This window comes from Streptomyces sp. NPDC014727, from assembly GCF_043083485.1.
GTDB lineage: Bacteria > Actinomycetota > Actinomycetes > Streptomycetales > Streptomycetaceae > Streptomyces.
This window is the reverse complement of record NZ_JBIBYR010000001.1, coordinates 16,752-41,521: the sequence shown is the minus strand read 5'-3', so window position 1 is coordinate 41,521 and position 24,770 is coordinate 16,752. Positions and strand designations below refer to the sequence as shown.

Here is a 24,770-nt window from a genome sequence, read left to right as displayed (position 1 = left end):
CCGCGGCAGCCGTCCGCCCCTGACTGAAGGGGTGGATACGGCCGTCGAGCACGATCGCCGCCCACTGCCAATCGTGGGCGAGGTCGTTAGGGTGCGGTGGGTGACTCCTCTCCTGTGCGTACCGGCCGACGCTTCCGTCCGGGAGGCCATCCGGTTCGGCGAGCACTCCATGACGTACGCCCGGCTGGCCACCGCCTCCGCCGCGCTCGCCGCCCGTCTGACCGGCGCCGGCCGGGTCGCCGTCTGGGCCACTCCCACGCCCGGGACCGTGGTCGCCGTCGTGGCGGCGCTGCGGGCCGGAGTGCCGGCGGTGCCGCTGAACCCGAGGACGGGGACGCGCGAGCTCGGGCACATCGTGGCCGACAGCGAACCGGGCATGGTGCTGGCCGGGGCAGGGGACGTGCTCCCGCCCGCGCTGGCCGCCCTGGACCGCATCGACGTCGACACCGCCCCGGACGGCAGGGATGGCCCCGCGCTCCCCGAGCCCTCCCCCGAGTCCCCCGCGCTGATCGTCTACACCTCCGGGACCACGGGGCCGCCCAAGGGGGCGGTCCTGCCGCGCCGGGCCATCGCCGCGTCGCTGGACGCGCTGGAGGACGCCTGGCAGTGGACCGGCGACGACGTGCTCGTCCACGCCCTGCCGCTGTTCCATGTGCACGGTCTGATCCTGGGCGTGCTCGGGCCGCTGCGCCGTGGCGGATCGGTGCGGCACCTGGGCGGGTTCTCCACCGACGGGGTGGCCCGGGAGCTGTCGTCCGGCGGCACGATGCTCTTCGGCGTACCGACCATGTACCACCGGCTGGCCGAGGCTCTCGACGCTTCCGGCCCCGGTGCGGCCGGGCTGGCGAAGGCACTGGCCGGGGCCCGGCTGCTGGTGTCCGGGTCGGCCGCGCTGCCGGTCCACGACCACGAGCGGATCGCGGCGGCGACCGGCCGCAGGGTCATCGAGCGGTACGGCATGACGGAGACCCTGATGAACACCGGCGTCCGGGCCGACGGCGAGCCGCGCCCCGGCACGGTCGGCGCGCCCCTGCGCGGCGTGGAACTCCGTCTGGTCGAGGAGGACGGCACCGTCCTCACCGACCCCGACGCCATCGGCGAGATCCAGGTGCGCGGCCCGAACCTCTTCACCGGCTATCTCAACCGCCCCGACGCCACGGCCGCCGCGCTCACCGGGGACGGCTGGTTCCGGACGGGGGACATGGCCACCCGTGACCCCGACGGCTACGTACGGATCGTCGGCCGCAAGGCCACCGATCTGATCAAGAGCGGCGGGTACAAGATCGGCGCCGGTGAGATCGAGAACGCGCTCCTCGATCACCCGGGCGTACGCGAGGCCGCCGTCACCGGTGAGCCGGATTCGGATCTGGGCGAGCGGATCGTCGCCTGGGTGGTGCCGGCCGACCCCGCCGCTCCCCCGGCCGAGGACGAACTCGCGGACCATGTGGCCGCCCAGCTGGCCCCGCACAAGCGCCCGCGTACGGTCCGTTATCTGGAGGCGCTGCCCCGCAACGACCTGGGCAAGATCATGAAGCGGTCGCTCGGTGTCTGAGCGGCTGACGGCGCGGGCGGCGATCGCGGCCGTCACCACCGAGTTCGAGGAGTTCACCGCATCCGCCGTCCCCGGCCCCGACACCGCCGGGGACGGCCCCCTCTCCTGGGCCGGGTACGCGGACTCCCTGGCCCGCGCCGCCGCCCGTACCGGCGAGGCGGAGTCGGTCGTCCACGGCCTGGCCTCCGTGGACGGCATGCGCTGTGTCCTGGTCTCGTTCGAGTTCGGTTTCCTGGGCGGCTCGCTGGGCCGGTGCACCGGGGACCGGCTGGAGGCCGCCTACGAGGCCGCCCGGACCTCGGGACTTCCGCTGGTCTCGCTCATCGCGACGGGCGGCAGCCGGATGCAGGAGGGCATGGTCGCCCTGACCCAGCTGCACCGCGTGGCCCGCGCCTCGGCACGGCTGCGGGCGGCCGGTCCCGCGCAGCTCGCGGTCCTGCGCGACCCGACGACGGGCGGCGGCTGGGCCACGCTGGGGGCCGGCGCCGATGTGATCCTGGCGCTGCCGGGCGCCCAGGTCGGGTTCGCCGGATCGCGGGTGCGGCCCGTGGACGCGGATCCACAGGCCTACACCGCGGAGGGCCAGCTGGCCGCGGGCCAGATCGACGCGGTCGTCCCCCGGGCGGAGCTCCCGCGGACGGTGGCCGGCTGGCTGCGGGCGCTCCACGCCGACGGTACCCGGGCCCCCGAGCCCGCTCCCGTGCCGGACGCCCTCTGCGCCACGGACCTCCCGGTGACCGGCTGGGACGCGGTCCGGCAGGCCCGCTCCCCTTCCCGGCCCCGCGCCGAGGCGTATCTGGACGCGTACTTCGACCAGTTGCTGCCGCTCAGCGGCGACCGCTGCGGTGGGACGGATCCGGGGCTGCGCTGCGGTTTCGGGCGGCGCGACGGGCGGACGATCGCGTACGTCGCCCAGTGCGGCACCGCGACCCGTCCGGCCGGTTACCGCACGGCGGCCCGGGTGATCCGACTGGCCGACCGGCTCGGCGTTCCCGTGCTCACCCTGATCGACACCCCGGGCGCGGCGAACGACGCCGAAGCGGAGCGGGCGGGCGCGGGCGCGGCCATCGCGGACGCCTTCGCGGCGATCGCCGGGGCCGGGGTCCCGATAACGACCCTGGTGATCGGCGAGGGCGGTTCGGGCGGCGCGCTGGCGCTCGCGTCACCGGGGAAGACCCATGTCACCCGGGACAGCTATTTCTCGGTCATCGCCCCGGAACTGGCGGCGGCGATCCTGAAGCGTGGTCCGGGCGAGGTGCGTGCCACCGCCGACCAACTGCGGCTTCGCCCCCAGGACCTGGTGGAACTGGGCATCGCCCGGAGCGTCGTGGGACCCCGGCCGTCGCGGGACTGAGCCTCAGGGCTGCGGGTTCTTCGCGTCGTACCGCGCGAACCCGCGCCACCGCAGCCCCAGCAGTGCCACGGCGACGACACACGCGATCCCGCCGCCGGTCACCGCCACGCCGGGCGTGGTCAGATCGGCGACCGATCCGGCCACGAAGTCCCCGAGCCTCGGTCCGCCCGCCACGACAACGATGAACACGCCCTGCAGCCGTCCTCGCATCTCGTCCGGAACGGCCGCCTGGAGCATGGTGTTCCGGAAGACCATCGAGGTGTTGTCCGCGCATCCGGCGAGCGCCAGGAGGATCAGCCCGAGCCAGAGCTGGCGGGTCAGCCCGAAGACCGCGATGGCGGTGCCCCAGCAGGCGACGGCGATGAGCACGGCGAGTCCGTGGCGGCGGACGCGTCCCAGCCAGCCGGAGAAGATCCCACCGAGCAGCGCCCCCAGCGCCGGAGCGGCGACCAGCAGCCCGGTGGTCTTCGCGTCCCCGCCGAACCAGACGACGGCGACCACGGGGAACAGCGCCCTGGGATGGGCCAGCACCATGGCACACAGGTCGGTGAGGTAGGTCATCCGCAGATTGGGCCTGGCCCCCAGGAACCGCAGCCCGTCCGCGACGGACGCCCGCTTGTCGCCCGCGCCCTCCTCGCGCTGCGGGAGCATCGAGGGCAGCCGCCACATCGCGTACAGCGAGGCGGTGAAGGTGATGGCGTCGACGGTGTACGCGGCCCGGTACCCCCACCAGCCGACGACGATCCCGCCGAGCATCGGTCCGACCAGTGTTCCGGTGGTGCTGGTCATGGAGGTGAGCGCGTTGGCGGCGGGCAGCTGCTCGGCCGGCAGCAGCCGGGCGATCATCGAACTGCGGGCCGGTGCGTTGACCGCGAAGCAGGCCGCCTGCAGGGCCACGACCACGTACAGCAGCCCCACCTGTTCCACCCCGGCGACGGTGGCGGCGACCAGTGCGACGGAGAGCACGAACGACCCCGCGGAGCTGGCCAGCCCCAGCTTGCGCCGGTCGATGGTGTCGGCGACCGCACCGCCGTACAGCCCGAAGACGACCATCGGCAGGAACGAACAGAACCCGATGAGCCCCACCGAGAAGGCGGACCCGGTGATGTCGTAGACCTGGAGCGACACGGCGAGCGCCGTCATCCCCTGCCCGATCCAGGAGACCGTGTTCCCGAACCAGAGCCGCCGGTAGTCGGCGGAGGTCCGCAGGGGTGTCAGATCGGCGAGTATGCGTGCGCGGCGCAGGGGTTCTTCGGCTGTCTCGGCTGTTTCTGTCACAGCGGATGGTAACGACCGGCGGTCCGGCCACCATCGGGTACCGGCCGTCCCCGGCCGTCCTTCCCGTCAGGAGATGCGGCCGCCCACGCGCTTCGGGCCGCTCCGATCCGGCTACCGCCAGTGGATTCCCGTCGGGCGGACGGGCTGGTACACCGTGCCGTTCGCAGGTTGGGCACGGCGCTCGAACAGAGTGGCGTACACCCCCTTCCGGCCCAGGAGTTGGGTGTGCGTGCCCGACTCCACCAGGCGTCCCTCATCCAGCACCAGGATGCGGTCGGCGTCCGCGGCGAGGGCCAGATCGTGTGTGATCACGATGGTGGTGCGCCCTTCGGCGAGACGCCGCAGCGGGGCGACGATCCGCTGCGCGGCCAGTCTGTCCAGTCCGGTGGTGGGTTCGTCGAGGAGGAGGACGGGCGCGTCGCGCAGCATGGCGCGGGCGATCGCGATGCGCTGCAGCTGGCCCCCGGACAGCCGTGAGGTACCTGTGGAGATGACGGTGTCATATCCCTCCGGCAAAGCGCGGATGAACTCGTGGGCGTCGGCCGCTTTCGCGGCCTCCACGACGTCACGGTGGCTCACATCGGCACGCCCGCAACCGATGTTCTCCTCGATGGTGTCGTGCAGGACGAGCGTGTCCTGGGGCAGCAGCGTGATGTTGCGACGCAGGTGGGGCAGCGGCAGCCGGTCCACCGGCACACCGTCCAGCCGGATGCTGCCGGAGTCCGGGTCGTAGAACCTCAGCAACAGAGCCGCCAGGGTGGACTTACCGGCGCCGCTGGGGCCGGTGATGACCAGCAACTCTCCCGGGCTCGCGGTGAACGAGAGGTCCTGGAGCACCGGTTCGGTGCTGTCGGGGTAGTGGAAGAGGACCTCTCTCGCCTCCACCTCGCCGCGCGCGCGGCCGCGGGGCGGGGCGGGCACGGAGGCGGCCGGATCGGTGACGGCGGGCCGGGCGTCGAGGATCTCCAGCAGCCGTTCGGCTCCCGCGGTCGCGGCAGTGGCCGTCAGACCGAGCTGGCCCAGGGAGCGGATCGGCGGATAGAGGTAGCCGATGAAGGCGGCGAACGCCAGGAGCTGCCCGAGGGTCATCCGTCCTGCGGCGATCTCCCACGCCCCCAGGCCGATGATGGTCAGGACGCACAAAGTTTCGAGGACTTCGACCAGTTGCTCGTACAACTCGGTGAGGCGGACGGCCTTCACCGCCGCCTTCAGCCGGATACGCGCCTTGCTGAGGAGCCGCGCCTCCTCGTCCTGCTGCCGGTTGTACGCCTGGGTCATGACGACGTTGACCAAGGTCTCCTCGACCACCGCCGTGATGGCACCGTCCGCCGCGCGGCCCCGCCGGGAGACCGCGCGCAGCGGGCCGGCGAATCGACGGGTCGTGAACCAGAAGAGCGGCACCATCACGAAGGTGGCGAGAGCCAGATCCCAGCGCAGCCACAGAGCGGCGGCGGCGTAGAAGAGCGTGCTGAACACGGCCGAGGCCGCCCCGACGATGCCGGAGACCACGAGCGCCTCGATGGCCTCCACGTCACCCGTCAGCCGCTCCACCAGGTCACCCCGGCGATTGCGTTGGTAGAAGTGCGGCGGGAGCGTCTGGAGATGGCTGAAGACACGGGCCCTCAGACGTAGCACGAACCGTTCGGCGACCCAGGCCGCGGCCGAGTGGCCCAGATATCCCACCACCGCGCCGACGACTGCCACGGCGAGCCACTGACCGGCAGGTTTCCAGAAGGCGCTGACCGAGCCCTTCTGCAGAGCGGAGTCGGTGAGTTGGGCAAAGAGCAGAACGGTGATGGTCTCGGCGATGGCCGCCAGGACGGCACACAGGAAGATGAGGACGAGCCAGCGCCGGTCACCCCTGGTCAGAGGCCAGAAGCGCCGGAACGCCACCAGAACGCTGATGGGGTCGGTGCGGATCGGTACGTCCGTCACCGACTCCTGAGAAGTCTCCTCGGGGGGCACTGGGCCCGGAAGCGAGCTGCGCAGGCGCATGGGCGTCACGTCACAGAGGTGCTCGGACTATGGACCATCTCCATAGGCGTGGACCCCAAAATGCGGGGCCGACCCGCGCCCGGGCACGGGTCGGCCCCCTTTTGGGGATGGAGTCAGGGGTGTCGGGTCAGTAGTAGCCCCCGCCGCGTCCGCCACGACCGAAGTCGCCGTAACCGCGTCCGCCACGGCCGAAGTCGCCGTAGCCACGTCCGCCACGTCCGCCGCGTCCGCCGCGTCCGCCACGACCGAAGTCGCCGTAATCGCCGCGTCCGCCGCGTCCGCCGCGGCCCCTGCCACCGTGGTCGAAGATGTTGCTGACCTTCATCTTCGCCTCCTTTGGAGGATGTCGCTGTGCCGCGCCTTGTTCTTGCTGCGGCACTTCCGACCCTACGACGACCCCCCACGACCAACAAGTCGTAGAAGCCGTAATTCGGATAAAGCTCACGAAATGCCGCAAACCTCCAGAGCGTTGCCATGAGTGACTCCACGAACACCTCACCAGGAGGTGGCCGGATTCCTCGTGTGAAGGTTGCGGGCGACGGGCGGCGCACGACGGATACGGGCGACAGGGGCCAGGGCGGCGACGGCCCATTGCGGCCACACCCGTCGCACGCAATGGAGGCTGCCCGCACAAGCCCTGACGGCGCGAGAGACCGAGCTGACGACCCGCCGGGACGCGGCGCGGCCACGTGATCCTGCTCCAGGGCTATGGTGAGGGCCCCCATGGAATCCATGAGGGCCCTGTCCCCTGCGTACGCGCAGGTCATAACGTTTCTGCCGGATCAGCGGCAGTGGGGCGGGTGGGACTCGAACCCACGGCCGACGGATTATGAGTCCGCTGCTCTAACCGGCTGAGCTACCGCCCCTTTTCGGCGTGGCGCGTACAAGTGTGCGCGCCGTCTGCCGCAGCATAGCCGGTCATACGATCTCTCGCTCCGGATGGTCGGCTTCACCTGACCATGAAGACCGCATCGCCCCCTGCCCGGTTCCGGATGGCGCGAAGTACACGCGAAAGAGTCACGTGAACCCCACCCGCACCACGGAGACGGGCAGCCGCGGGCACGCGAAAGAGGACCCCGTAGGGTCCTCTTCCGTTCCGCTCCCCCGACTGGACTCGAACCAGTAACCCTCCGGTTAACAGCCGAATGCTCTGCCAATTGAGCTACAGGGGATCGCGCTCCCCCGACTGGACTCGAACCAGTAACCTGCCGGTTAACAGCCGGCTGCTCTGCCAATTGAGCTACAGGGGATTGCTGCTTTTGCACCGAACCCTACCTGCCTGGCTCTGCCGGGCGGCGCGCGTTCGCTGCGACACATACATTAGCGCAAGCAGGGGGGTGCTTTGCCAATCGGTATCGCCCGGGGGTGATCCTGGGTGCCCGCGGGTAGGCGGGCAGCACACGTCAGACTGAGCGTCGCACTGAGCAAGGAAGGGTGGCAGCCATGCGGTACCGGCTCACGTTCATCGCCGGACTGGCTCTCGGATACGTGATCGGCACGCGGGCCGGGCGCGAGCGCTACGAGCAGATGAAGAAGTCCGCACGCCAGTTCGCCCAGAATCCGGCCGTGCGCAACACCGCCGAGTCCGCGGCACGGAGCAGCCGTGATCTGGCCGGCAAGGCGTACCGCGCGGTGAGCGACAAGGTCGGCGAGAAGGTGCCCGCCTCGGTGACCGACCGGGTGCGCTCCCTGCGGGAGCGCGGCCGGAACGGCGAGGACGACTGGGGCACCAGCAACACATAGGGCCTCTTCCGGATCCTGCCGGGCCCGCGGGGTGCGGCACCGCGCCCCGCCGGGACGCCGGACCCGTCCGCCCACTGCCGCACCACCGGTACGGAAAAGCTCCGGCGGTGCGGCAGAATCTTGGGCATGGGCATAGTCGCCGGCTTGGACAGTTCTTCCGCCTTCACGCACATCGTGGTCTGCGATACGGACACGGGCGCCGTGCTGCGCCGGGGGTACGCCGCACACCCCGTCGAGGCGAAGGCCACCGAGGTCGACCCGCAGGCATGGCTGCTCTCGCTGGGTGAGGCCGCCACCGACGGGCTGCTCGAAGGCGTGCAGGCCATCGGTGTCTCCGCGCAGCAGCACGGTCTGGTGCCGCTCGACCACCAGGGCAACCTCGTGCGTCCGGCGCTGCTCGGCAACGACAAGCGGGCCCAGGTCGCCGCCGCCGACCTGATCGACGCGCTCGGCGGGCGGCAGCCCTGGGCCGAGGCGGTCGGGACGGTGCCGCAGGCCGCGCAGCCGGTGTCCAAGCTGCGCTGGCTGGCGCGGACCGAGCCGGAGGCGGCCCGGCGCGTGGCCTCGGTGCTGCAGCCGCACGACTGGCTGGTGTGGCAGTTGCTGGGGCGGCCGGTCCGGCGGACCACCGACCGGGGTGCCGCGTCCGGCACCGGTTACTGGTCGGCGGGCGGCGGCGCCTACCGGCCCGACCTGGTGGAGCTCGCGCTCGGCCACCAGGCCGCGCTGCCCGAGGTGCTCGGCCCCTCAGACACGGCCGGGACGACGCCCGAGGGGCTGCTGATCTCCGCGGGGACCGGCGAGACGATGGCGGCGGCTTTCGGGCTGGGGGTCGGGGTCGGCGACGCGGTGGTGTCGCTGGGCGCTTCGGGTTCGGTCATGGCGGTGCACCACGAGGCGCTCTCCGATCCGAACGGAATGATCACCTCGTTCGCGGACGCGACCGGGATGCATCTGCCGGTGGTGCACACGTCGAACGCCGTGCGCGCGCTGCGCGGGACCGCCGAGATGCTGGGCGCGGAGGGGCTGGAGGAGCTGTCCGCGCTGGCGCTGAAGTCGACGCCGGGCGCCTCCGGGCTCGTACTCCTGCCGTATCTGGAGGGCGAACGCACCCCGCACCTGCCGCACGCGGCCGGGACGCTGTGCGGGCTGCGGCGCGAATCGATGAGGCCGGAGCATCTGGCGCGGGCGGCGTTCGAGGGGATGCTGTGCTCGCTGGCCGACGCGCTCGATGTGCTGCGCGGACGCGGCGTGGAGGTGCGGCGGGTGTTCCTGCTGGGGGCGGCGGCCGAGCTGCCCGCCGTGCAGGGGCTCGCGCCCGCGTTGTTCGGCACACAGGTGGTCGTGCCGCAGCCCGCCGAGTACGCGGCGCTGGGCGCGGCCCGGCAGGCGGCGTGGGCGCTGGGGGTCTCCCAGGGGACGGCCGATCCGCACACTCCCCCGGCCTGGCAGGGGGCCGCGGCGCAGGTCCTGGAGCCGGGCGAGGAGCTGGCGGTCGGGCAGGCGGTGCGCCAGCAGTACGTGGCGACGCGGGACCAGATCCATCCGGGGGCGTTCGACTCCGCGTCCTGATCCGCACACCCTGGGTGACCCGACCGGGTACGCCTGACGGAGGCCGCTCCGCAGCACGTGTACTCGGTCTGTTTTTTTACTCGGTCTTGAATAAAAACGTTCGCGATCGCAGCGCGCGGTGCCGGAAAATGGGTCGACTCCCGACCTCTGCCGACTCCGAGAGACACGCGTGCTCATAAAACTACTGCGGGCCTATCTCGGTCCGTACAAGAAACCCATCCTGCTGCTGGTCCTCCTCCAACTCCTGCAGACCTGCGCCACCCTCTATCTGCCCACCCTGAACGCCGACATCATCGACAACGGTGTCGTCAAGGGGGACACGGGGTACATCCTCGAGTTCGGCGGCATCATGATCGCCGTCAGCATCGCCCAGGTGCTCTGCAACATCGGGGCCGTCTACTACGGCGCCCGCACCGCCTCCGCCCTCGGCCGTGATGTCCGGGCGTCGGTCTTCGACCGGGTGCAGTCGTTCTCGGCGCGTGAGGTCGGACGGTTCGGCGCTCCCTCGCTGATCACGCGGACGACCAATGACGTCCAGCAGATCCAGATGCTGGTGCTGATGACGTTCACGCTGATGGTGTCGGCGCCGATCATGTGTGTCGGCGGCATCATCATGGCGCTCGGCCAGGACGTCCAGCTGTCGGCGGTGCTGCTCGCGGTGGTGCCGGTGCTCGGCATCGCGGTGAGCCTGATCGTCAAGCGGATGCGGCCGCTGTTCCGCACCATGCAGGAGCGGGTCGACACCGTGAACCGGGTACTGCGCGAGCAGATCACCGGCAACCGGGTCATCCGCGCGTTCGTGCGCGACCGCTACGAGGAGGAACGCTTCCGCGGTGCCAACAACGAGCTGACCGATGTGGCGCTGTCCACCGGCCGGCTGATGGCGCTGATGTTCCCCACCGTGATGACGGTCGTGAACGTGTCGTCGATCGCCGTGGTCTGGTTCGGCGCCCACCGCATCGACAGCGGCGGCATGGAGATCGGCGCGCTGACCGCGTTCCTCGCCTACCTGATGCAGATCGTCATGTCGGTCATGATGGCCACCTTCATGTTCATGATGGTGCCGCGCGCCGAGGTCTGCGCCGAGCGCGTCCAAGAGGTCCTGGAGACCGAGTCGAGCGTCGTTGCGCCCGTCGAGCCGGTCCGCGAACTGCGCGCCCACGGCCATCTGGAGGTCCGCGGCGCGGACTTCCGCTACCCGGGCGCCGAGGAGCCGGTGCTGCGGTCGGTGGATCTGGTGGCCCGTCCCGGCGAGACCACCGCGATCATCGGGTCGACGGGCAGCGGGAAGTCGACACTGCTCGGGCTCGTACCGCGCCTGTTCGACGTGACGGACGGTCAGGTGCTGGTCGACGGCACGGACGTACGGACGCTGGACCCGGCGCTGCTGGCGAAGACCGTGAGTCTCGTTCCGCAGAAGCCGTATCTGTTCTCCGGGACGGTGGCGACGAATCTTCGGTACGGAAACCCGGACGCCACCGACGAGGAGCTGTGGCACGCGCTGGAGGTCGCGCAGGCCAAGGAGTTCGTCCAGGAGCTGGAGCACGGCCTGCACGCGCCGATCGCGCAGGGCGGCACCAATGTCTCCGGCGGGCAGCGCCAGCGTCTGTCGATCGCCAGGACGCTGGTGCAGCGGCCGGAGATCTATCTCTTCGACGACTCGTTCTCCGCGCTCGACTACGCGACCGATGCCGCGCTGCGCGGGGCGCTCTCGCAGGAGACGGCCGAGGCGACCGTGGTGATCGTGGCCCAGCGGGTGTCCACCATCCGTGACGCCGACCGCATCCTGGTGCTGGACGAGGGCCGGGTCGTCGGCTCCGGCACCCATCACGAGCTGATGGACGGCAATGAAACATATCGGGAGATCGTGCTCTCCCAGCTGACGGAAGCGGAGGCCGCGTAATGGCCGGGCCTGGCGGACGCATGATGGCGGGCGGGGCTCCGACCGACCGGTCCATGGACTTCAAGGGGTCCTCGAAGCGGCTGCTGAAGCGCTTCGCCAAGGAGAGGACGTCGCTGTACGCGATGCTCGCGGCCTGCGTGCTCAGCGTCGGTCTCTCGGTGGTCGGGCCGAAGATCCTCGGCAGGGCGACCGACCTGGTGTTCGCCGGGGTCATCGGCCGGCAGATGCCCGACGGCACGACGAAGGAGCAGGCCGTGGAGGGCCTGCGCAAGACCAACAGCGGCCTCGCCGACATGCTTTCCGGGGTGGACTTCGTCCCCGGTCACGGCATCGACTTCGGCGCGGTCGGAGACGTCCTGCTGGTGGCGCTGGCGGTCTACGTCGGTGCGGGGCTGCTCATGCTGGTGGCCACCAGGCTGTCGATCCGGATCATCAACCGGCTCGTGTTCCAGCTGCGTGAGGACATCCAGACGAAGCTCTCGCGGCTGCCGCTGTCCTACTTCGACCAGGCCAAGCGCGGCGAGGTGCTCAGCCGGGCGACGAACGACATCGACAACATCTCCCAGACGATGCAGCAGACGATGGGTCAGCTCATCAACTCCCTGCTCACCATCGTCGGCGTGCTGATCATGATGTTCTGGGTCTCGCCGCTGCTGGCGCTGGTCGCGCTGGTGACGGTGCCGCTGTCGGTCGTCGTGGCCGCGAAGGTCGGCAAGCGGTCGCAGCCGCAGTTCGTGCAGCAGTGGAAGGTGACGGGCAAGCTCAACGCCCATATCGAGGAGATGTACACCGGGCACACTCTGGTGAAGGTCTTCGGCCGGCAGGAGGAGTCCGCGAAGGACTTCGCCGAGCAGAACGAAGCGCTGTACGAGGCGGGCTTCAAGGCGCAGTTCAACAGCGGGATCATGCAGCCGCTGATGATGTTCGTCTCCAACCTGAACTATGTCCTGATCGCCGTCGTCGGTGGTCTGCGGGTCGCTTCGGGATCACTGTCGATCGGTGATGTGCAGGCGTTCATCCAGTACTCGCGGCAGTTCTCGATGCCGCTGACCCAGGTCGCCTCGATGGCGAACCTGGTGCAGTCGGGTGTCGCCTCGTCCGAGCGGATCTTCGAGCTGCTGGACGCCGAGGAGCAGGGAGCCGACCCCGCTCCGGGCACGGGCGAGCGCCCCGAGGAGCTGCGGGGCAGCGTCTCGCTGGAGAAGGTGTCGTTCCGTTACGACCCGGAGAAGCCGCTCATCGAGAACCTTTCGCTGAACGTCGAGCCGGGTCACACGGTCGCGATCGTCGGCCCGACCGGCGCCGGCAAGACCACGCTCGTCAATCTGCTGATGCGGTTCTACGAGGTGACGGGCGGCCGGATCACCCTCGACGGGGTCGACGTGACGAACATGTCGCGCGACGACCTGCGCGCGGGGATCGGCATGGTCCTCCAGGACACCTGGCTGTTCGGCGGGTCCATCGCGGAGAACATCGCGTACGGCGCTTCGCGCGAGGTCAGCCGGGAGGAGATCGAGGAGGCGGCGAAGGCGGCCCACGCCGACCGCTTCATCCGTACCCTGCCGGACGGTTACGACACGGTGATCGACGACGAGGGCTCCGGTGTCAGCGCGGGCGAGAAGCAGCTCATCACCATCGCGCGGGCGTTCCTGTCCGACCCGGTGATACTCGTGCTCGACGAGGCGACGAGCTCCGTCGACACCCGTACCGAGGTGCTGATCCAGAAGGCGATGGCGCGCCTGGCTCACGGCCGTACGAGCTTTGTGATCGCGCACCGGCTCTCCACCATCCGGGACGCCGACGTCATCCTGGTGATGGAGAACGGCTCGATCGTCGAACAGGGCACGCACGACGAGCTGCTGGATGCCGAGGGCGCGTACGCCCGGCTGTATTCGGCGCAGTTCGCGCAGGCGGTCGCCGAGGTCGACTGACGCGAGCGCGGCACGTGACGGGGCCCGTACCGCCGCTCGGCGGTACGGGCCCTTTCGTCCGGGGCCGACCGCGAACCCGTCGGTCGCCGGGAGCCCACTCGCTGTCGTGCACCAGCTCGTAAGGACGGTGGCCGCCACGACGCTTTCGGACGACGGTGGGTGACGGGCCGTCCGCTCCCGGGCGGCGGCTCCACGGAGCCGTCCCGTCCGTCCACGGTGCCCGGTCAGTCGAGGTAGCCGCGCAGTTGGTCGGCGAAGGCGTGGTCCCGCAGCTTGTTGAGAGTCTTGGACTCGATCTGGCGGATGCGTTCGCGTGTCACGCCGAAGATCCTGCCGATCTCCTCAAGCGTGCGGGGCCGCCCGTCGGCCAGCCCGTAGCGCAGCTGGACCACCTTGCGCTCACGCTCGTTGAGGGTGGAGAGCACCGCTTCCAGATGTTCGCGCAGCAGCAGGAACGCGGCGGACTCGACCGGGGACGCGGCATCGCCGTCCTCGATCAGATCGCCGAGCGCGACGTCCTCCTCCTCGCCGACCGGGGCGTGCAGCGAGACGGGTTCCTGGGCGAGCCGCAGGACTTCACCGACTCGCTCCGCGGTGAGGTCGAGCTGGTCGGCGACCTCCTCGGGCGTCGGCTCGTAGCCACGCTCCTGGAGCACCCGGCGCTGGACCCGTACGACACGGTTGATGAGTTCGACGACATGGACCGGGACCCGTATGGTCCGCGCCTGGTCGGCGAGGGCGCGGGACATGGCCTGGCGGATCCACCACGTCGCGTACGTCGAGAACTTGTACCCCCGGGCGTAGTCGAACTTCTCGACCGCCCTGATGAGTCCGAGGTTTCCCTCCTGGACCAGATCGAGCATGGTCAGCCCGCGGCCGACATAGCGTTTGGCGACGGAGACGACGAGGCGGAGGTTGGCCTCGATGAGCCGGCGCTTCGCCATCCGCCCCATGACCACCAACCGGTCCAGGTCGACGGCCAGCCGGCTGTCCGGGTCCGGAGTGCTCGCGAGCCGTTCCTCGGCGAAGAGACCCGCCTCGACCCGGCGGGCGAGCTCCACCTCGTCGGCGGCGGTGAGCAGCGGGATCCGGCCGATCTCCCGCAGATACTGGCGGAAGAGATCGGAGGACGGACCGGCCGTCTCCGGTCGGCCCCGCGGCTCCGGGGGGTCGGGCGCCTCCGGTGGCTCCTCCATGAGTGCCTCGGGTGGGTCGGGGAGGTCGGACGGTTTCTGCGGCTCCACCACGGCCTCCGGATGACGCACGGCCCGGTTCTGCGCGGGGATGGCCGAGACAGGCTCGGTTTCGGTCAGGGTCCGGGTCTGCACGGGGGCGACCTCCAGGTGATCGCTGCCGGATCGCGGGGATGGCGGACCACGGTCCGGTGGACCGGCCGCGCTCCGATGACTCAGGCGCCGCCCCCCAGTGTGGGGGAAGACGCCTCGCTGCCACGAGGGGCGTGCGGGGACTTTCTGAGTCCGGTCCGTGACCGAGCGGTTACGCGGACGGGGAGGGGCGGGAGTTTCGAGCCCGCCCGGCGACGGATGACGCAGCGACGGCCGAACGCGCCCGGTGCGCCGTCACCGCGGCGCCGCCGAAACCTCGCCCGGACCCCGGGTCAGAGCGCGTCGGCGCCGTTGTTGCGCAGCGACTCGGCGTACTGCTGGAGGACCCAGACCTCGTTCTGCGCGGCGGCCAGCTGGTCGGGGGCCACATTGCTGCCGAGGCGGGCGAGGCTGCCCTGGACGTCGTTGATCCGTCGGTCGACGGCGCGCAGCCGGACCTGGACGAGCTGCATGCCCGCGTAGGTCTCGTCGATGCTCTTGCCGTGGAAGACCTCGACGGCCAGCTCGGTGACCAGATTGCGCACCGTGTCGTCGGGGGCCGCGTCCAGGACCTGGACCAGGTACTCGCGGGTCTCGGGGACGCCCATCTCGGCGCCGCCCGCCTCCGCGATGCACTGCCGGACCCTGGCGTACGGCGGGGCGGTGAACTCGTCGACCCCGTAGGCGTCGAAGGCCGGTGAGACGAGAGCGGGTTTCTGCAGGGCGAGCTTCAGCAGCTCGCGCTCGGTGCGGTGGGCGGGGCTGCGGAGGTTGAGGGCGGGGCCGGAGGGGGCGGTCGGCGCCTGGACCTGCTCGTGCCGGGGGCCGCCGCGGGGCGGGGCCTGCGCGGCGCCCCGCTGGTCACCCCGCTCGCGGGCCCAGCGGGCGAGCTGGCCGACGCGCTTGACCACGAACTGGGTGTCCAGGATGCCGAGCATGCCGGCCAGCTGGACGGCCACCTCGTGCTGCGAGGAGCTGTTCTTGATCCGGGCGACGACGGGCGCCGCCTCGTCGAGCGCGGCACCGCGGCCCGCCGGGGTCTCCAGGTCGTACCGGCCGACGATCTGGCGGAGCGCGAACTCGAAGAGCGGGGTACGGGGTTCGACCAGGTCGCGAACGGCCTCGTCACCCTTGACCAGGCGCAGATCGCACGGGTCCATGTTGTCCGGGGCGATCGCGATGTACGTCTCGGCGGCGAACTTCTGGTCGTCCTCGAAGGCACGCAGGGCAGCCTTCTGTCCGGCCGCGTCACCGTCGAAGGTGAAGATCACCCGGGCGCTGCCGTTGTCCATCAGGAGGCGGCGCAGGATCTTGATGTGGTCGCTGCCGAAGGCCGTGCCGCAAGTGGCGATGGCGGTGGTGATCCCGGCGAGATGGCAGGCCATGACGTCGGTGTAACCCTCGACGACCACGGCCCTGCTGGCCTTCGCGATGTCCTTCTTCGCCAGGTCGATGCCGTACAGCACCTGGGACTTCTTGTAGATCGCGGTCTCGGGGGTGTTGAGGTACTTCGGTCCGTTGTCGTCGTCGCGCAGCTTGCGGGCGCCGAAGCCGACGACATCGCCGGAGGTGTCGCTGATCGGCCACATCAGCCGGCCGCGGAAGCGGTCGATCGGGCCGCGCCTGCCGTCCTGCGAGAGGCCGGAGGTGATCAGCTCCTTGTCGCTGAAGCCCTTGCCGCGCAGATAGCGGGTGAGGTGGTCCCAGCCCGCCGGGCTGTAGCCGACACCGAAATGGGCGGCCGCCGCCTGGTCGAAGCCGCGCTCGGCGAGGAACGTGCGGCCGATCTCCGCCTCGGGGCTGTCCAGCTGCTCGGCATAGAACTGGGCGGCCACCTTGTGCGCCTCGACCAGCCGGATGCGCTCACCGCGCTGGTGGGAGGGGTTGTACCCGCCCTCCTCGTAGCGCAGGGTGATGCCCGCCTTGGCGGCGAGCCGCTCGACCGTCTCGGAGAACGAGAGATGGTCGATCTTCATCACGAAGGCGATCGTGTCACCGCCCTCCTGGCAGCCGAAGCAGTGGAAGAGACCCTTGCTCGGGCTGACCTGGAAGGAGGGGGACTTCTCGTCGTGGAACGGGCAGAGCCCCTTGAGGTTGCCACCGCCCGCGTTGCGCAGCTGGAGATACTCGGAAACGACGGCGTCGATCGGGACCGCGTCCCGCACCGCCTTCACGTCGTCGTCATTGATCCTGCCTGCCACGGGTGAAGTCTACGGGTGGGGTACGACAGCCGTGCAGCGTGCCGATGCGATCCGGGGAACCCGGGGGCGAGAGCGCCTGCCGCGTGCGGTACGGCCGGACGCTCCCGTCCGGGACCACCGACGAGGCGGCCGGGCGTTGTCCTGTCCCGGCCCGCCCGGCGCGGTCCGGCCCGGTTCCGGGGTTCAGCTCAGGGCGGCCAGTGGTACCGACGGGTCCGCCAGCGCGTCCGGATCGATCTGCCGGCCGGACCGGACCAGTTGCTGCACGTCCTCGGTGACGTCCCACACGTTGACGTTCATCCCGGCCAGCACCCGGCGGTCCTTCAGCCAGAAGGCGATGAACTCGCGCTTACCCGCGTCGCCGCGGATGACCACCTGGTCGTAGCTGCCCGGAGGCGCCCAGCCCGAGTATTCGAGACCGAGGTCGTACTGGTCGGAGAAGAAGTACGGCACCCGGTCGTAGCCGACCTCCTTGCCGAGCATGGCGAGGGCCGCCGCCGGGCCGCTGTGCAGCGCGTTCGCCCAGTGGTCCACGCGCAGCCGGACGCCGAGCAGTGGATGGGCCATGTTGGCGACGTCACCGGCCGCGAAGATGTGCGGGTCGGAGGTGCGCAGGGAGGCGTCGACGGCGATGCCTCCGCCGTCCTTGCGCGCGGCCATGGCGAGCCCCGCGGCTTCGGCCAGCGCGGTACGGGGGGCGGCACCGATCGCCGCGAGCACGTCGTGGGCGGGGTGCTCCTCGCCGTCGTCGGTGCGGACCGCGAGGACCAGGCCGTCCTGGCCGATGATCTCGGTGAGGCGGATGCCGAAGTGGAAGCGGACCCCGTGGTCGGTGTGCAGATCGGTGAAGATCTGGCCGAGCTCGGGGCCGACGACATGGTGCAACGGGGTCGGCTCCGGGTCGACGACGGTGACCTCGGCTCCGTACCCGCGCGCCGCCGCCGCGACCTCCAGGCCGATCCAGCCCGCCCCGGCGATCACCAGGTGGCCGTTGTCGCGGCCGAGGGTGGTCAGTACGTTGCGCAGCCGGTCGGCGTGGGCCAGCCGGCGCAGATGGTGGACACCGGCCAGGTCCGTACCCGGAATGGGCAGGCGGCGCGGCTCGGCCCCGGTGGCGAGCAGCAGCTTGTCGTAGTGGACGACGGTGCCGTCGCCGAGCTGTACGGAGCGGGCATGCCGGTCGAGGGCGGTGACGGGCTGGCCCAGGTGGAGCTCGATGTCGGCGGCCGCGTACCAGGCGGTCTCGTGGACGAAGACGCTGTCCCGCTCCTCCTTGCCGCACAGATAGCCCTTGGAGAGCGGCGGCCGTTCGTACGGATGATCGCGTTCATCGCCGAGGAGGATCACCCGGCCGCTGAAACCCTCCGCCCGGAGCGTCTCGGCCGCCTTGGCTCCTGCCAGTCCTCCGCCGACGATGACGAACGTCCGATGTGCGTCGACCACTTGTTGCCTCCTCGGTGCTTGCTGCGCGGGGCCCGACTGCGAGCGTCCCGCACGCAGCGTGATGGCGAAAGAGGGTGTACACCGATCAGGTCACACCCAGTGGTCACAGGCAAGTCCGCGCGGCTCGCGGACAGGGTCGCGGACGAACCCGCGCGGCGGTGGAAACGGGCCTCCCGCACCGGGTGCCCCGAGCGCGAGGACGCCCGACGGTGACGACGGGGCCGGGCCATCGGCCGGGGCGGGGCTTCGGCCGGTCAGCGGCGGGGTCCGGTGAACGAGGCGTGCAGGGAGCGTGCCGAGGCGTCGGTCAGGGCGGCGATCTGGTCGACGAGGACCCGCTTGCGGGCCCGGTCGTCGTCGGCGGCGTCGAACAGTGCCCGGAACTGCGGTTCCAGTCCTTCCGGGGCGCGTGCGGTCAGCGCGGCGGCCAGTTCCGCGATGACGATCCGCTGATCGGCGCGGATGGCCTCCTGCTCGGCGCGCTGCATGACGTAGCGGTCGGCGACCGCCTTGAGCACGGCGCATTCGTTGCGTGCCTCGCGAGGCACGACGAGCTCGGCCGCGTACCGGCCGAGCCGGCCCGTCCCGTAAGCCTGCCGGGTGCCGCTCTCGGCCGCCAGGCAGAACCGGCCGATCAACTGGCTCGTCGCGTCCTTCAGCCGGGCCTGGGCGACGGCCGAACCGTCGTAGTTGTCCGGCCACCACTCCTGGCCGATGAGCCGGTCGAGGGCGTCGGCCAGCTCCTCGGGATCGGTGTCCGCCGGGACGTAGCGTCCGATGGCGACGGCCCAGATCGCGTTCCGCTCGGACTCGGAGTAGAGGCAGTTGGGATCGATGTGCCCGGCGTGCAGCCCGTCCTCGAAGTCGTGCACCGAGTACGCGACGTCGTCGGACCAGTCCATGACCTGGGCCTCGAAGCACTTGCGGTCCTTCGGGGAACCCCTGCGGGCCCACTCGAAGACGGGCAGGTCGTCCTCGTACACCCCGAATTTCGGGGAGTCCGGGTCGAAGGGGTGACCGCCGCGCGGCCACGGGTACTTGGTGGCGGCGTCCAGGGCGGCGCGGGTCAGATTGAGTCCGACGCTGACCAGCTCACCGGTCCGGGTGTCGGGGACGAAGCGTTTCGGTTCGAGCCGGGTCAACAGGCGCAGCGACTGCGCGTTGCCCTCGAAGCCCCCGCAGTCCGACGCGAAGTCGTTGAGCGCCTGCTCCCCGTTGTGTCCGAAGGGCGGGTGGCCGAGGTCGTGGGCCAGGCAGGCCGTCTCGACCAGATCGGGGTCGCAGCCGAGCGCCGCCCCGAGTTCGCGGCCGACCTGGGCGCATTCCAGGGAGTGGGTGAGTCGGGTCCGCGGGCTGGCGTCCCAGGCGTGGCTGCGGGTACCGGGGGTGACGACCTGTGTCTTGCCCGCGAGCCGGCGCAGTGCGGCGGAGTGCAGCACACGGGCGCGGTCGCGCTGGAACGCGGTACGGCCGGGCCGCTTGTCAGGCTCGGTGTCCCAGCGTTCGGCGTCGGCCGCGCGGTAGGGGACCGAGCCGTGGTCCTGTGTGCCGTGCGCGCAGTCCACGTCCTGTGTGCACGGTGCGTCGTCTGCGCCTTGTGCTTCCTGCGTGCCGTCCATGCCGTCGATGCCGTCCATGGCTCCGACATTAAACGTCCTGGCTGACAGCGCGGCTCAGGCGGATGCGCGCCGAGCGGCCCGGCGGGAACCACACGGCCGTCGCGGCTTCGGCCACCGTCCGGCGGACCGGCCGCGGGGTGAGGACCGGGCCGCGCCGCCGAGAAGCCGATCGATCCCCGACGTGTCCACGGCCGGATCGGAAACGGTAGCGAAATAAATGAAACCCGGAGATGGAGAACCCTTTCTCCTCTTCGGTCGTCCGATCATGTGGGACAACACGGCACGAGCAGGGGGCACCCATGGAGGAGAAGCGGCCAGGACGGGCGGCGCGGCTCGGGCGGTTCCGGCCGCGGTGGCCGCGGACGCGGCGCGGGCAGCGGCGCCTCGTACAGGGGGTGATGGTCGCCTGTGTGGCGGCGCTGACGCCCGCGACCTGGATGTACTCCGTCGCCGACGCCCGGGTCAGGACGACCGCGGACGCGCCCGCGCAGCAGGTCGCCGTGGTGTTCGGAGCCGGGCTCTGGCACGGCAGGCCGTCGCCGTATCTGGCGAACCGGCTGAACACCGCCGCCGAGCTGTACCGGGACGGAAAGGTGAAGGTCGTGCTCGTGACCGGTGACAACAGCCGGAAGGAGTACGACGAGCCCGACGCCATGCGTACGTATCTGAAGGCGCACGGCGTGCCGGACAAGCGCATCGTGAGCGACTTCGCCGGGTTCGACACCTGGGACTCGTGCGTCCGCGCCAAGAAGATCTTCGGGGTCGACCGTGCCGTGCTGGTGAGCCAGGGGTTCCACATCCGGCGTGCGATCGCGCTGTGCCGGAGCGCCGGGATCGACGCGTACGGCGTCGGCGTCGACGCCGTACACGATGCGACCTGGTACTACGGCGGAACACGGGAGATGTTCGCGGCGGGGAAGGCGGTGCTGGAATCCACGTTCAAGCGCGACCCGCACTTCCTGGGCCCGAAGGAGCCCGGCATCGAGGAGGCCCTGGCCGCGGACGAGCGGTAGGGGACGGCCCGGCGCGGGTGCCCGCTCTAGAGCGGGGCGTCCGGGGCGGTCTCGGAGGAGACCCAGTCGAGGTAGTGGGCGCTGCCCCGTACCACCGGGACCGCGACGACCTCCGGTGTCCCGTAGTCGTGCGCCGCCAGGAGATGGGCCTCCAGTTCGTCGTACCGCGCCGCCGTCGTCTTGAGCAGCAGCTGCCACTCCTCGGTGGTCTCGATGGCGTTCTGCCAACGGTAGACCGAGGTGACGGGCGCGGAGATCTGTACACAGGCGGCGAGCCGCGCCTCCACCGCGCCCTGCGCCAGCGCATGGGCCTTCTCCTCGCTGTCCGTCGTGGTCAGTACGGTCAGCCATGCCGGCGTCGTCACCTTCGGGCTCCTCCCTGTCGGTTACGGGGCGTCCTCGCACCCCTCGTCGATTGTCGGGGGCACAACGGCGCGGCGCAGTGTCCGGCGGTCAGACGCCGTACGGACGGACGGCCTTGGCGTCACGCAGCGCGCGCCCCCACCAGTCGAGCTGGTCGAGCAGCGTCCTGGCCGCCGCGTCGCAGCCCGACGGGTCCTTGGGCCTGCCCTCCTCGTCGAACAGGGCGCCCGCGTTGTGGAACGACACGGTTTCGCGGATGCCGACACCGTGCAGCTCCGCGAAGACCTGCCTCAGGTGCTCGACCGCGCGCAGACCGCCGGAGACTCCGCCGTACGAGACGAAGGCCACGGGCTTGGCCTGCCACTCGGCGTGGTGCCAGTCGATGAGGTTCTTCAGCGGGGCCGGGTACGAGTGGTTGTACTCGGGGGTGATGACGACGTAGGCGTCGGCCGCCGCCAACCTGGAGGACACGGCGGCCAGTCGCGCCCGCGCATCGGCTGCGGGCCGGTAGGAGAGGGCGATCGGGAGGTCGAGCTCCGCGATGTCGATCAGGTCGGTCTCGATGCCGGGCCGAGGGGTGGCGTGCGAGAGGAACCAGTCGGAGACGACGGGGGCGAACCGTCCTTCACGATTGCTGGCGAGAATGACCGCGACCTTCAGGGGGGCGGTGGAGGCGGTGGAGGCCGCCACGGATGAGGGTGCTGTGATGAGGTCCATGCGGAGAGGCTCGTATGTCAACCATGGTTGAGGTCAAGCCGCGACCAGCGACGTCCTCCGTCGCGCCCCGCGGCATACCGTGGACCGCATGACGACTCCCCCTCCCGCACCCTTCCCGTACGCGGAGTTCAACGGGCACCCGGCCACCGAGGCGGATCTGCGGATTCCCGCCTTCCTCAACTACGGCCACTTCACGGCCATGCAGGTCAGGGACGGAAAGGTGCGCGGCCTCGCCCTGCATCTGGCCCGGCTGGACTCCGCCAACCGGGAGCTGTTCGAGCGCGCCCTGGACGGGGAGCGCGTGCGCGAGCTGATCCGGCACGCGCTGGACGGTGCGGGGGTACGGGACGCCTCGACCCGGGTGTACGGCTACCTGCCACCGGGCGACGCGGAGACCACCGTCATGGTCACGGTGCGCGGGCCGGCCCGGAAGTCCGCCGAACCGCACGACCTGATGTCCGTTCCCTACGCCCGGACCGTGCCGCACATCAAGCGTCCCGGCGAGTTCGGCCAGACGTACTACGCGACGCTCGCCGCCCGAGCCGGTTTCGACGAGGCCCTGCTGACCGCGCCGGACGGTGCGGTGACGGAGGGTGCGATCACCAACATCGGTTTCTGGGACGGCGCTTCGGTCGTCTGGCCGGACGCCCCCTGCCTGCGCGGCATCACCATGGCACTGCTGGAACAGGAGTTGCCCGGTGTGGGGCTGGAGTCCGTACGTCGCCGGGTGGCACTGGACCAGATCGGCGCGTTCCAGTCGGCGTTCCTCACCAACTCGCAGGGCATCGCGCCGGTCCGGCGGATCGACGACATCGCGCTCACGGTGGACGAGCAGCTGATGAAGCGGATCGGGCAGGCCTACGACGGCACGCCGTGGGACACGATCTGACACCTGGTGGCTCACACATCCGCCCGCCGTGGGCCGGTCCGCAGCCGCGCCGGCCCGGAGCACCGCGCCCCGGACTCCCGACGCGGAACACCCTCACCGGACCCAGGGGGGTGGGTCCGGTGAGGGCGGTGGCCGGGAGCGGCCCGGTGCACCGTCCCGTGGGGGGTGTCAGACGTGTGCCCGACACCCGCAAGGTCATGCGTGTGATGTGCGCCACTTTCCTCCTGGAGGGCGTCACCCGATCGGCACCGGTCGGTAAAGGACCGGTCATCCGCACTTCGATCACCGCTGCGACCTGCACACATACCGCTTGGCAAGGATGCCGCGCCGGGCCGTTCGGGTGAAAGCTGACTTGGTGTCAACAGGCGTGGCGGGCGGGCCGCCCGTTAGCTCGGAGTCAGGACACACCTACTCGCGCAGTTGCCGGAGGAACCCCCATGCGTCCTGCTCGCCCAGTGACCGGTATCGCCGCTTCCGCAGTCACCATAGCCACGCTCGGCCTCTTCTCCGCAGGGCCGCCCGCGTACGCGGCCGATACCGGCACCCTGCGGATCAACTCGGCGGGCGCGCCGCGGGCCAACGGCGACCAGGAGGGGCACGGCCGCGACGGGGACGGAGCGAACAACTCGTCCGGGTCCGGGCTCAACTCTCCCTTCGGCCTCAACGTCCCCTCGCTCCTCGACTCCGCCGGCGGGCTCAACGCCTTCTCCGGGCTCAGAGCCCCCTCCAGGGAGGGCTCGAACGAGCGTGGGAGCGGGGAGCGCAACCAGTCCGAGGACGGGGGCTCGGGCCGGCACGACAGTTCATCGGGACGCACCAACTCGACGTCGGGACAGGACAGTTCGTCCGGGCGCAACGACTCGTCGTCCGGACGGGACAACTCCGGGCGCGACAGCTCCGGACGCGATTCGTCCGACCGCGACAACTCGTCCGGACGGGGCGACTCGTCCGTGCCCAACGCCCCCAGCGGGCGCGTCAAAACAGGCGTCGGCGGCAGTGTCCGGCCCGACACCTCCCAGATCACGGCGGGCGCCGGCGTACTCGCCGCGACCGTCGTCGGCGGAGCCTGGCTCCTGCGTCGCCGGGCGAGCGGCACGCAGGAAGCCGGCTGACGGAGACGGATTCACGTCTCCGTACCGCCTGGAATCCGTCCCGGTGGCCGCGCGGCCACCGGGACGGGACCGTTCCCGTGCCCGTACCGTTTCCGCCCCGTCACCCGGAGGACGACCGTGTCCCAGAAGGCCGAGAGCTGGCTGCTGGTCATCGCGGCACTGGCCGGCGTCTGGCTGATCCGCCACGGCGCCGACGCCCGGCTGATCCCGCCCCAGCCGACCTCCGCACAGGCCTTCGCCGGCGGCCCCGGGCCGCAGCCGGGGTCCCCGGTCGCCGAACCGCTGGGACCGTCGGCGCCCGTGCGCCTGCGCATCCCGAGCATCCGGGTGGACGCCCCGATGATGCGGTTGGGGCTCGGCGCCGACGGCAGTCTCGACGTACCACCGGCCGGAAACCGCAATGTCGTCGGCTGGTACCGGGACGGCACTCCCCCCGGCTCCAAGGGCAGTGCGATCGTCGCCGGCCATGTCGACAACGCGCAGGGGCGATCGGTCTTCTACGACCTGGGCACCCTGCAGAAGGGCAGCAAGGTCGAGGTGGTCCGGCAGGACGGGCGTACCGCCGTCTTCTCACTCGACGCGATCGAGGTCTACCAGAGCCGGAACTTCCCCGACAAGCGCGTGTACGGGGCCTCGCCCTACGCCTCGCTGCGACTGATCACCTGCGGCGGCGGTTTCTCGAAGACGACGGGTTACGAGGGCAATGTGGTGGCGTACGCGCACCTCACCGAGGTGCGGTGACCCCTGCCTTCCGGGGCCG

At 70.9% G+C, this 24,770-nt stretch carries 19 protein-coding genes and 3 tRNA genes; 10 read left to right on the top strand and 12 right to left on the bottom strand.

The window, feature by feature from the left end; all coding sequences use genetic code 11:
- Positions 1 to 91 precede the first annotated feature (91 nt).
- Together ACF1B9_RS00175 and ACF1B9_RS00170 are read left to right on the top strand one after the other, a co-directional pair.
- Positions 92 to 1,552, top strand: coding sequence for an acyl-CoA synthetase (locus ACF1B9_RS00175; RefSeq protein ID WP_391742299.1), 1,461 nt, complete (start codon positions 92 to 94; stop codon positions 1,550 to 1,552).
- Positions 1,545 to 2,906: a carboxyl transferase domain-containing protein gene (locus tag ACF1B9_RS00170; RefSeq protein ID WP_391742242.1), complete on the top strand. Its 1,362-nt coding sequence runs from the start codon at positions 1,545 to 1,547 to the stop codon at positions 2,904 to 2,906. Before ACF1B9_RS00175 ends, ACF1B9_RS00170 begins: the two co-directional genes overlap by 8 nt.
- A 3-nt stretch (positions 2,907 to 2,909) precedes the next feature.
- Here ACF1B9_RS00170 and ACF1B9_RS00165 read toward each other — a convergent pair whose 3' ends face one another.
- The 6 genes from ACF1B9_RS00165 to ACF1B9_RS00140 form a co-directional block, all read right to left on the bottom strand.
- On the bottom strand, positions 2,910 to 4,184 hold the full coding sequence (locus ACF1B9_RS00165) for an MFS transporter (RefSeq protein ID WP_391742244.1): 1,275 nt from the start codon (positions 4,182 to 4,184) through the stop codon (positions 2,910 to 2,912).
- Between the two features lie 111 nt (positions 4,185 to 4,295).
- Positions 4,296 to 6,179 (bottom strand): ABC transporter ATP-binding protein, encoded by a 1,884-nt coding sequence (locus ACF1B9_RS00160; protein WP_391742300.1) that lies wholly within the window; start codon positions 6,177 to 6,179, stop codon positions 4,296 to 4,298.
- A 127-nt stretch (positions 6,180 to 6,306) separates the two neighbouring features.
- The gene (locus tag ACF1B9_RS00155; protein WP_391742246.1) at positions 6,307 to 6,504 is read right to left on the bottom strand and encodes a hypothetical protein; all 198 of its coding nucleotides are present in this window, start codon (positions 6,502 to 6,504) and stop codon (positions 6,307 to 6,309) included.
- Positions 6,505 to 6,971: 467 nt separating this feature from the next.
- Positions 6,972 to 7,045: transfer RNA gene (locus tag ACF1B9_RS00150), tRNA-Ile, on the bottom strand.
- Between the two features lie 233 nt (positions 7,046 to 7,278).
- Positions 7,279 to 7,351: transfer RNA gene (locus ACF1B9_RS00145), tRNA-Asn, on the bottom strand.
- A gap of 5 nt (positions 7,352 to 7,356) precedes the next feature.
- Positions 7,357 to 7,429: transfer RNA gene (locus ACF1B9_RS00140), tRNA-Asn, on the bottom strand.
- A 193-nt stretch (positions 7,430 to 7,622) separates the two neighbouring features.
- Between ACF1B9_RS00140 and ACF1B9_RS00135 the strand changes: the two genes are divergently transcribed.
- The 4 genes from ACF1B9_RS00135 to ACF1B9_RS00120 all read left to right on the top strand — a co-directional run bounded on the left by ACF1B9_RS00135 (position 7,623) and on the right by ACF1B9_RS00120 (position 13,328).
- Positions 7,623 to 7,922: a YtxH domain-containing protein gene (locus tag ACF1B9_RS00135; RefSeq protein WP_391742248.1), complete on the top strand. Its 300-nt coding sequence runs from the start codon at positions 7,623 to 7,625 to the stop codon at positions 7,920 to 7,922.
- Between the two features lie 126 nt (positions 7,923 to 8,048).
- On the top strand, positions 8,049 to 9,494 hold the full coding sequence (locus tag ACF1B9_RS00130; protein ID WP_391742250.1) for an FGGY family carbohydrate kinase: 1,446 nt from the start codon (positions 8,049 to 8,051) through the stop codon (positions 9,492 to 9,494).
- 169 nt (positions 9,495 to 9,663) lie between these two features.
- A complete protein-coding gene (locus tag ACF1B9_RS00125; RefSeq protein ID WP_391742251.1) occupies positions 9,664 to 11,397 on the top strand; it encodes an ABC transporter ATP-binding protein in 1,734 nt (577 codons plus the stop codon).
- On the top strand, positions 11,397 to 13,328 hold the full coding sequence (locus ACF1B9_RS00120) for an ABC transporter ATP-binding protein (RefSeq protein WP_391742252.1): 1,932 nt from the start codon (positions 11,397 to 11,399) through the stop codon (positions 13,326 to 13,328). Before ACF1B9_RS00125 ends, ACF1B9_RS00120 begins: the two co-directional genes overlap by 1 nt.
- Positions 13,329 to 13,552: 224 nt before the next feature.
- Here ACF1B9_RS00120 and ACF1B9_RS00115 read toward each other — a convergent pair whose 3' ends face one another.
- The 4 genes from ACF1B9_RS00115 to ACF1B9_RS00100 all read right to left on the bottom strand — a co-directional run bounded on the left by ACF1B9_RS00115 (position 13,553) and on the right by ACF1B9_RS00100 (position 19,916).
- The gene (locus tag ACF1B9_RS00115) at positions 13,553 to 14,671 is read right to left on the bottom strand and encodes an RNA polymerase sigma factor (protein ID WP_391742302.1); all 1,119 of its coding nucleotides are present in this window, start codon (positions 14,669 to 14,671) and stop codon (positions 13,553 to 13,555) included.
- A 275-nt stretch (positions 14,672 to 14,946) separates the two neighbouring features.
- Positions 14,947 to 16,854: a DNA primase gene (gene dnaG / locus ACF1B9_RS00110; RefSeq protein WP_391742254.1), complete on the bottom strand. Its 1,908-nt coding sequence runs from the start codon at positions 16,852 to 16,854 to the stop codon at positions 14,947 to 14,949.
- 183 nt (positions 16,855 to 17,037) lie between these two features.
- Positions 17,038 to 18,297, bottom strand: coding sequence for an NAD(P)/FAD-dependent oxidoreductase (locus ACF1B9_RS00105; RefSeq protein ID WP_391742256.1), 1,260 nt, complete (start codon positions 18,295 to 18,297; stop codon positions 17,038 to 17,040).
- 254 nt (positions 18,298 to 18,551) lie between these two features.
- A complete protein-coding gene (locus tag ACF1B9_RS00100; protein ID WP_391742304.1) occupies positions 18,552 to 19,916 on the bottom strand; it encodes a deoxyguanosinetriphosphate triphosphohydrolase in 1,365 nt (454 codons plus the stop codon).
- Positions 19,917 to 20,215: 299 nt separating this feature from the next.
- Between ACF1B9_RS00100 and ACF1B9_RS00095 the strand changes: the two genes are divergently transcribed.
- The gene (locus ACF1B9_RS00095) at positions 20,216 to 20,929 is read left to right on the top strand and encodes a vancomycin high temperature exclusion protein (protein WP_391742257.1); all 714 of its coding nucleotides are present in this window, start codon (positions 20,216 to 20,218) and stop codon (positions 20,927 to 20,929) included.
- A 26-nt stretch (positions 20,930 to 20,955) separates the two neighbouring features.
- On the opposite strand, the gene cutA is transcribed toward ACF1B9_RS00095, so the two are convergent.
- Entirely contained in the window at positions 20,956 to 21,294 is a 339-nt protein-coding gene (gene cutA / locus ACF1B9_RS00090) for a divalent-cation tolerance protein CutA (RefSeq protein ID WP_391742258.1), read from the bottom strand.
- An 88-nt stretch (positions 21,295 to 21,382) separates the two neighbouring features.
- Positions 21,383 to 22,009 (bottom strand): NADPH-dependent FMN reductase, encoded by a 627-nt coding sequence (locus tag ACF1B9_RS00085; RefSeq protein ID WP_391742259.1) that lies wholly within the window; start codon positions 22,007 to 22,009, stop codon positions 21,383 to 21,385.
- An 88-nt stretch (positions 22,010 to 22,097) separates the two neighbouring features.
- Between ACF1B9_RS00085 and ACF1B9_RS00080 the strand changes: the two genes are divergently transcribed.
- The 3 genes from ACF1B9_RS00080 (at position 22,098) to ACF1B9_RS00070 (ending at position 24,751) form a co-directional block, all read left to right on the top strand.
- Positions 22,098 to 22,898, top strand: a complete 801-nt coding sequence (locus ACF1B9_RS00080; protein WP_391742260.1) for an aminotransferase class IV family protein — start codon at positions 22,098 to 22,100, stop codon at positions 22,896 to 22,898.
- Positions 22,899 to 23,335: 437 nt separating this feature from the next.
- Complete coding sequence (locus tag ACF1B9_RS00075; protein WP_391742261.1) at positions 23,336 to 24,010, top strand: hypothetical protein; 675 nt, start codon at positions 23,336 to 23,338, stop codon at positions 24,008 to 24,010.
- Positions 24,011 to 24,127: 117 nt separating this feature from the next.
- Positions 24,128 to 24,751, top strand: coding sequence for a class F sortase (locus ACF1B9_RS00070; RefSeq protein WP_391742262.1), 624 nt, complete (start codon positions 24,128 to 24,130; stop codon positions 24,749 to 24,751).
- The last annotated feature ends 19 nt before the right edge of the window (positions 24,752 to 24,770 follow it).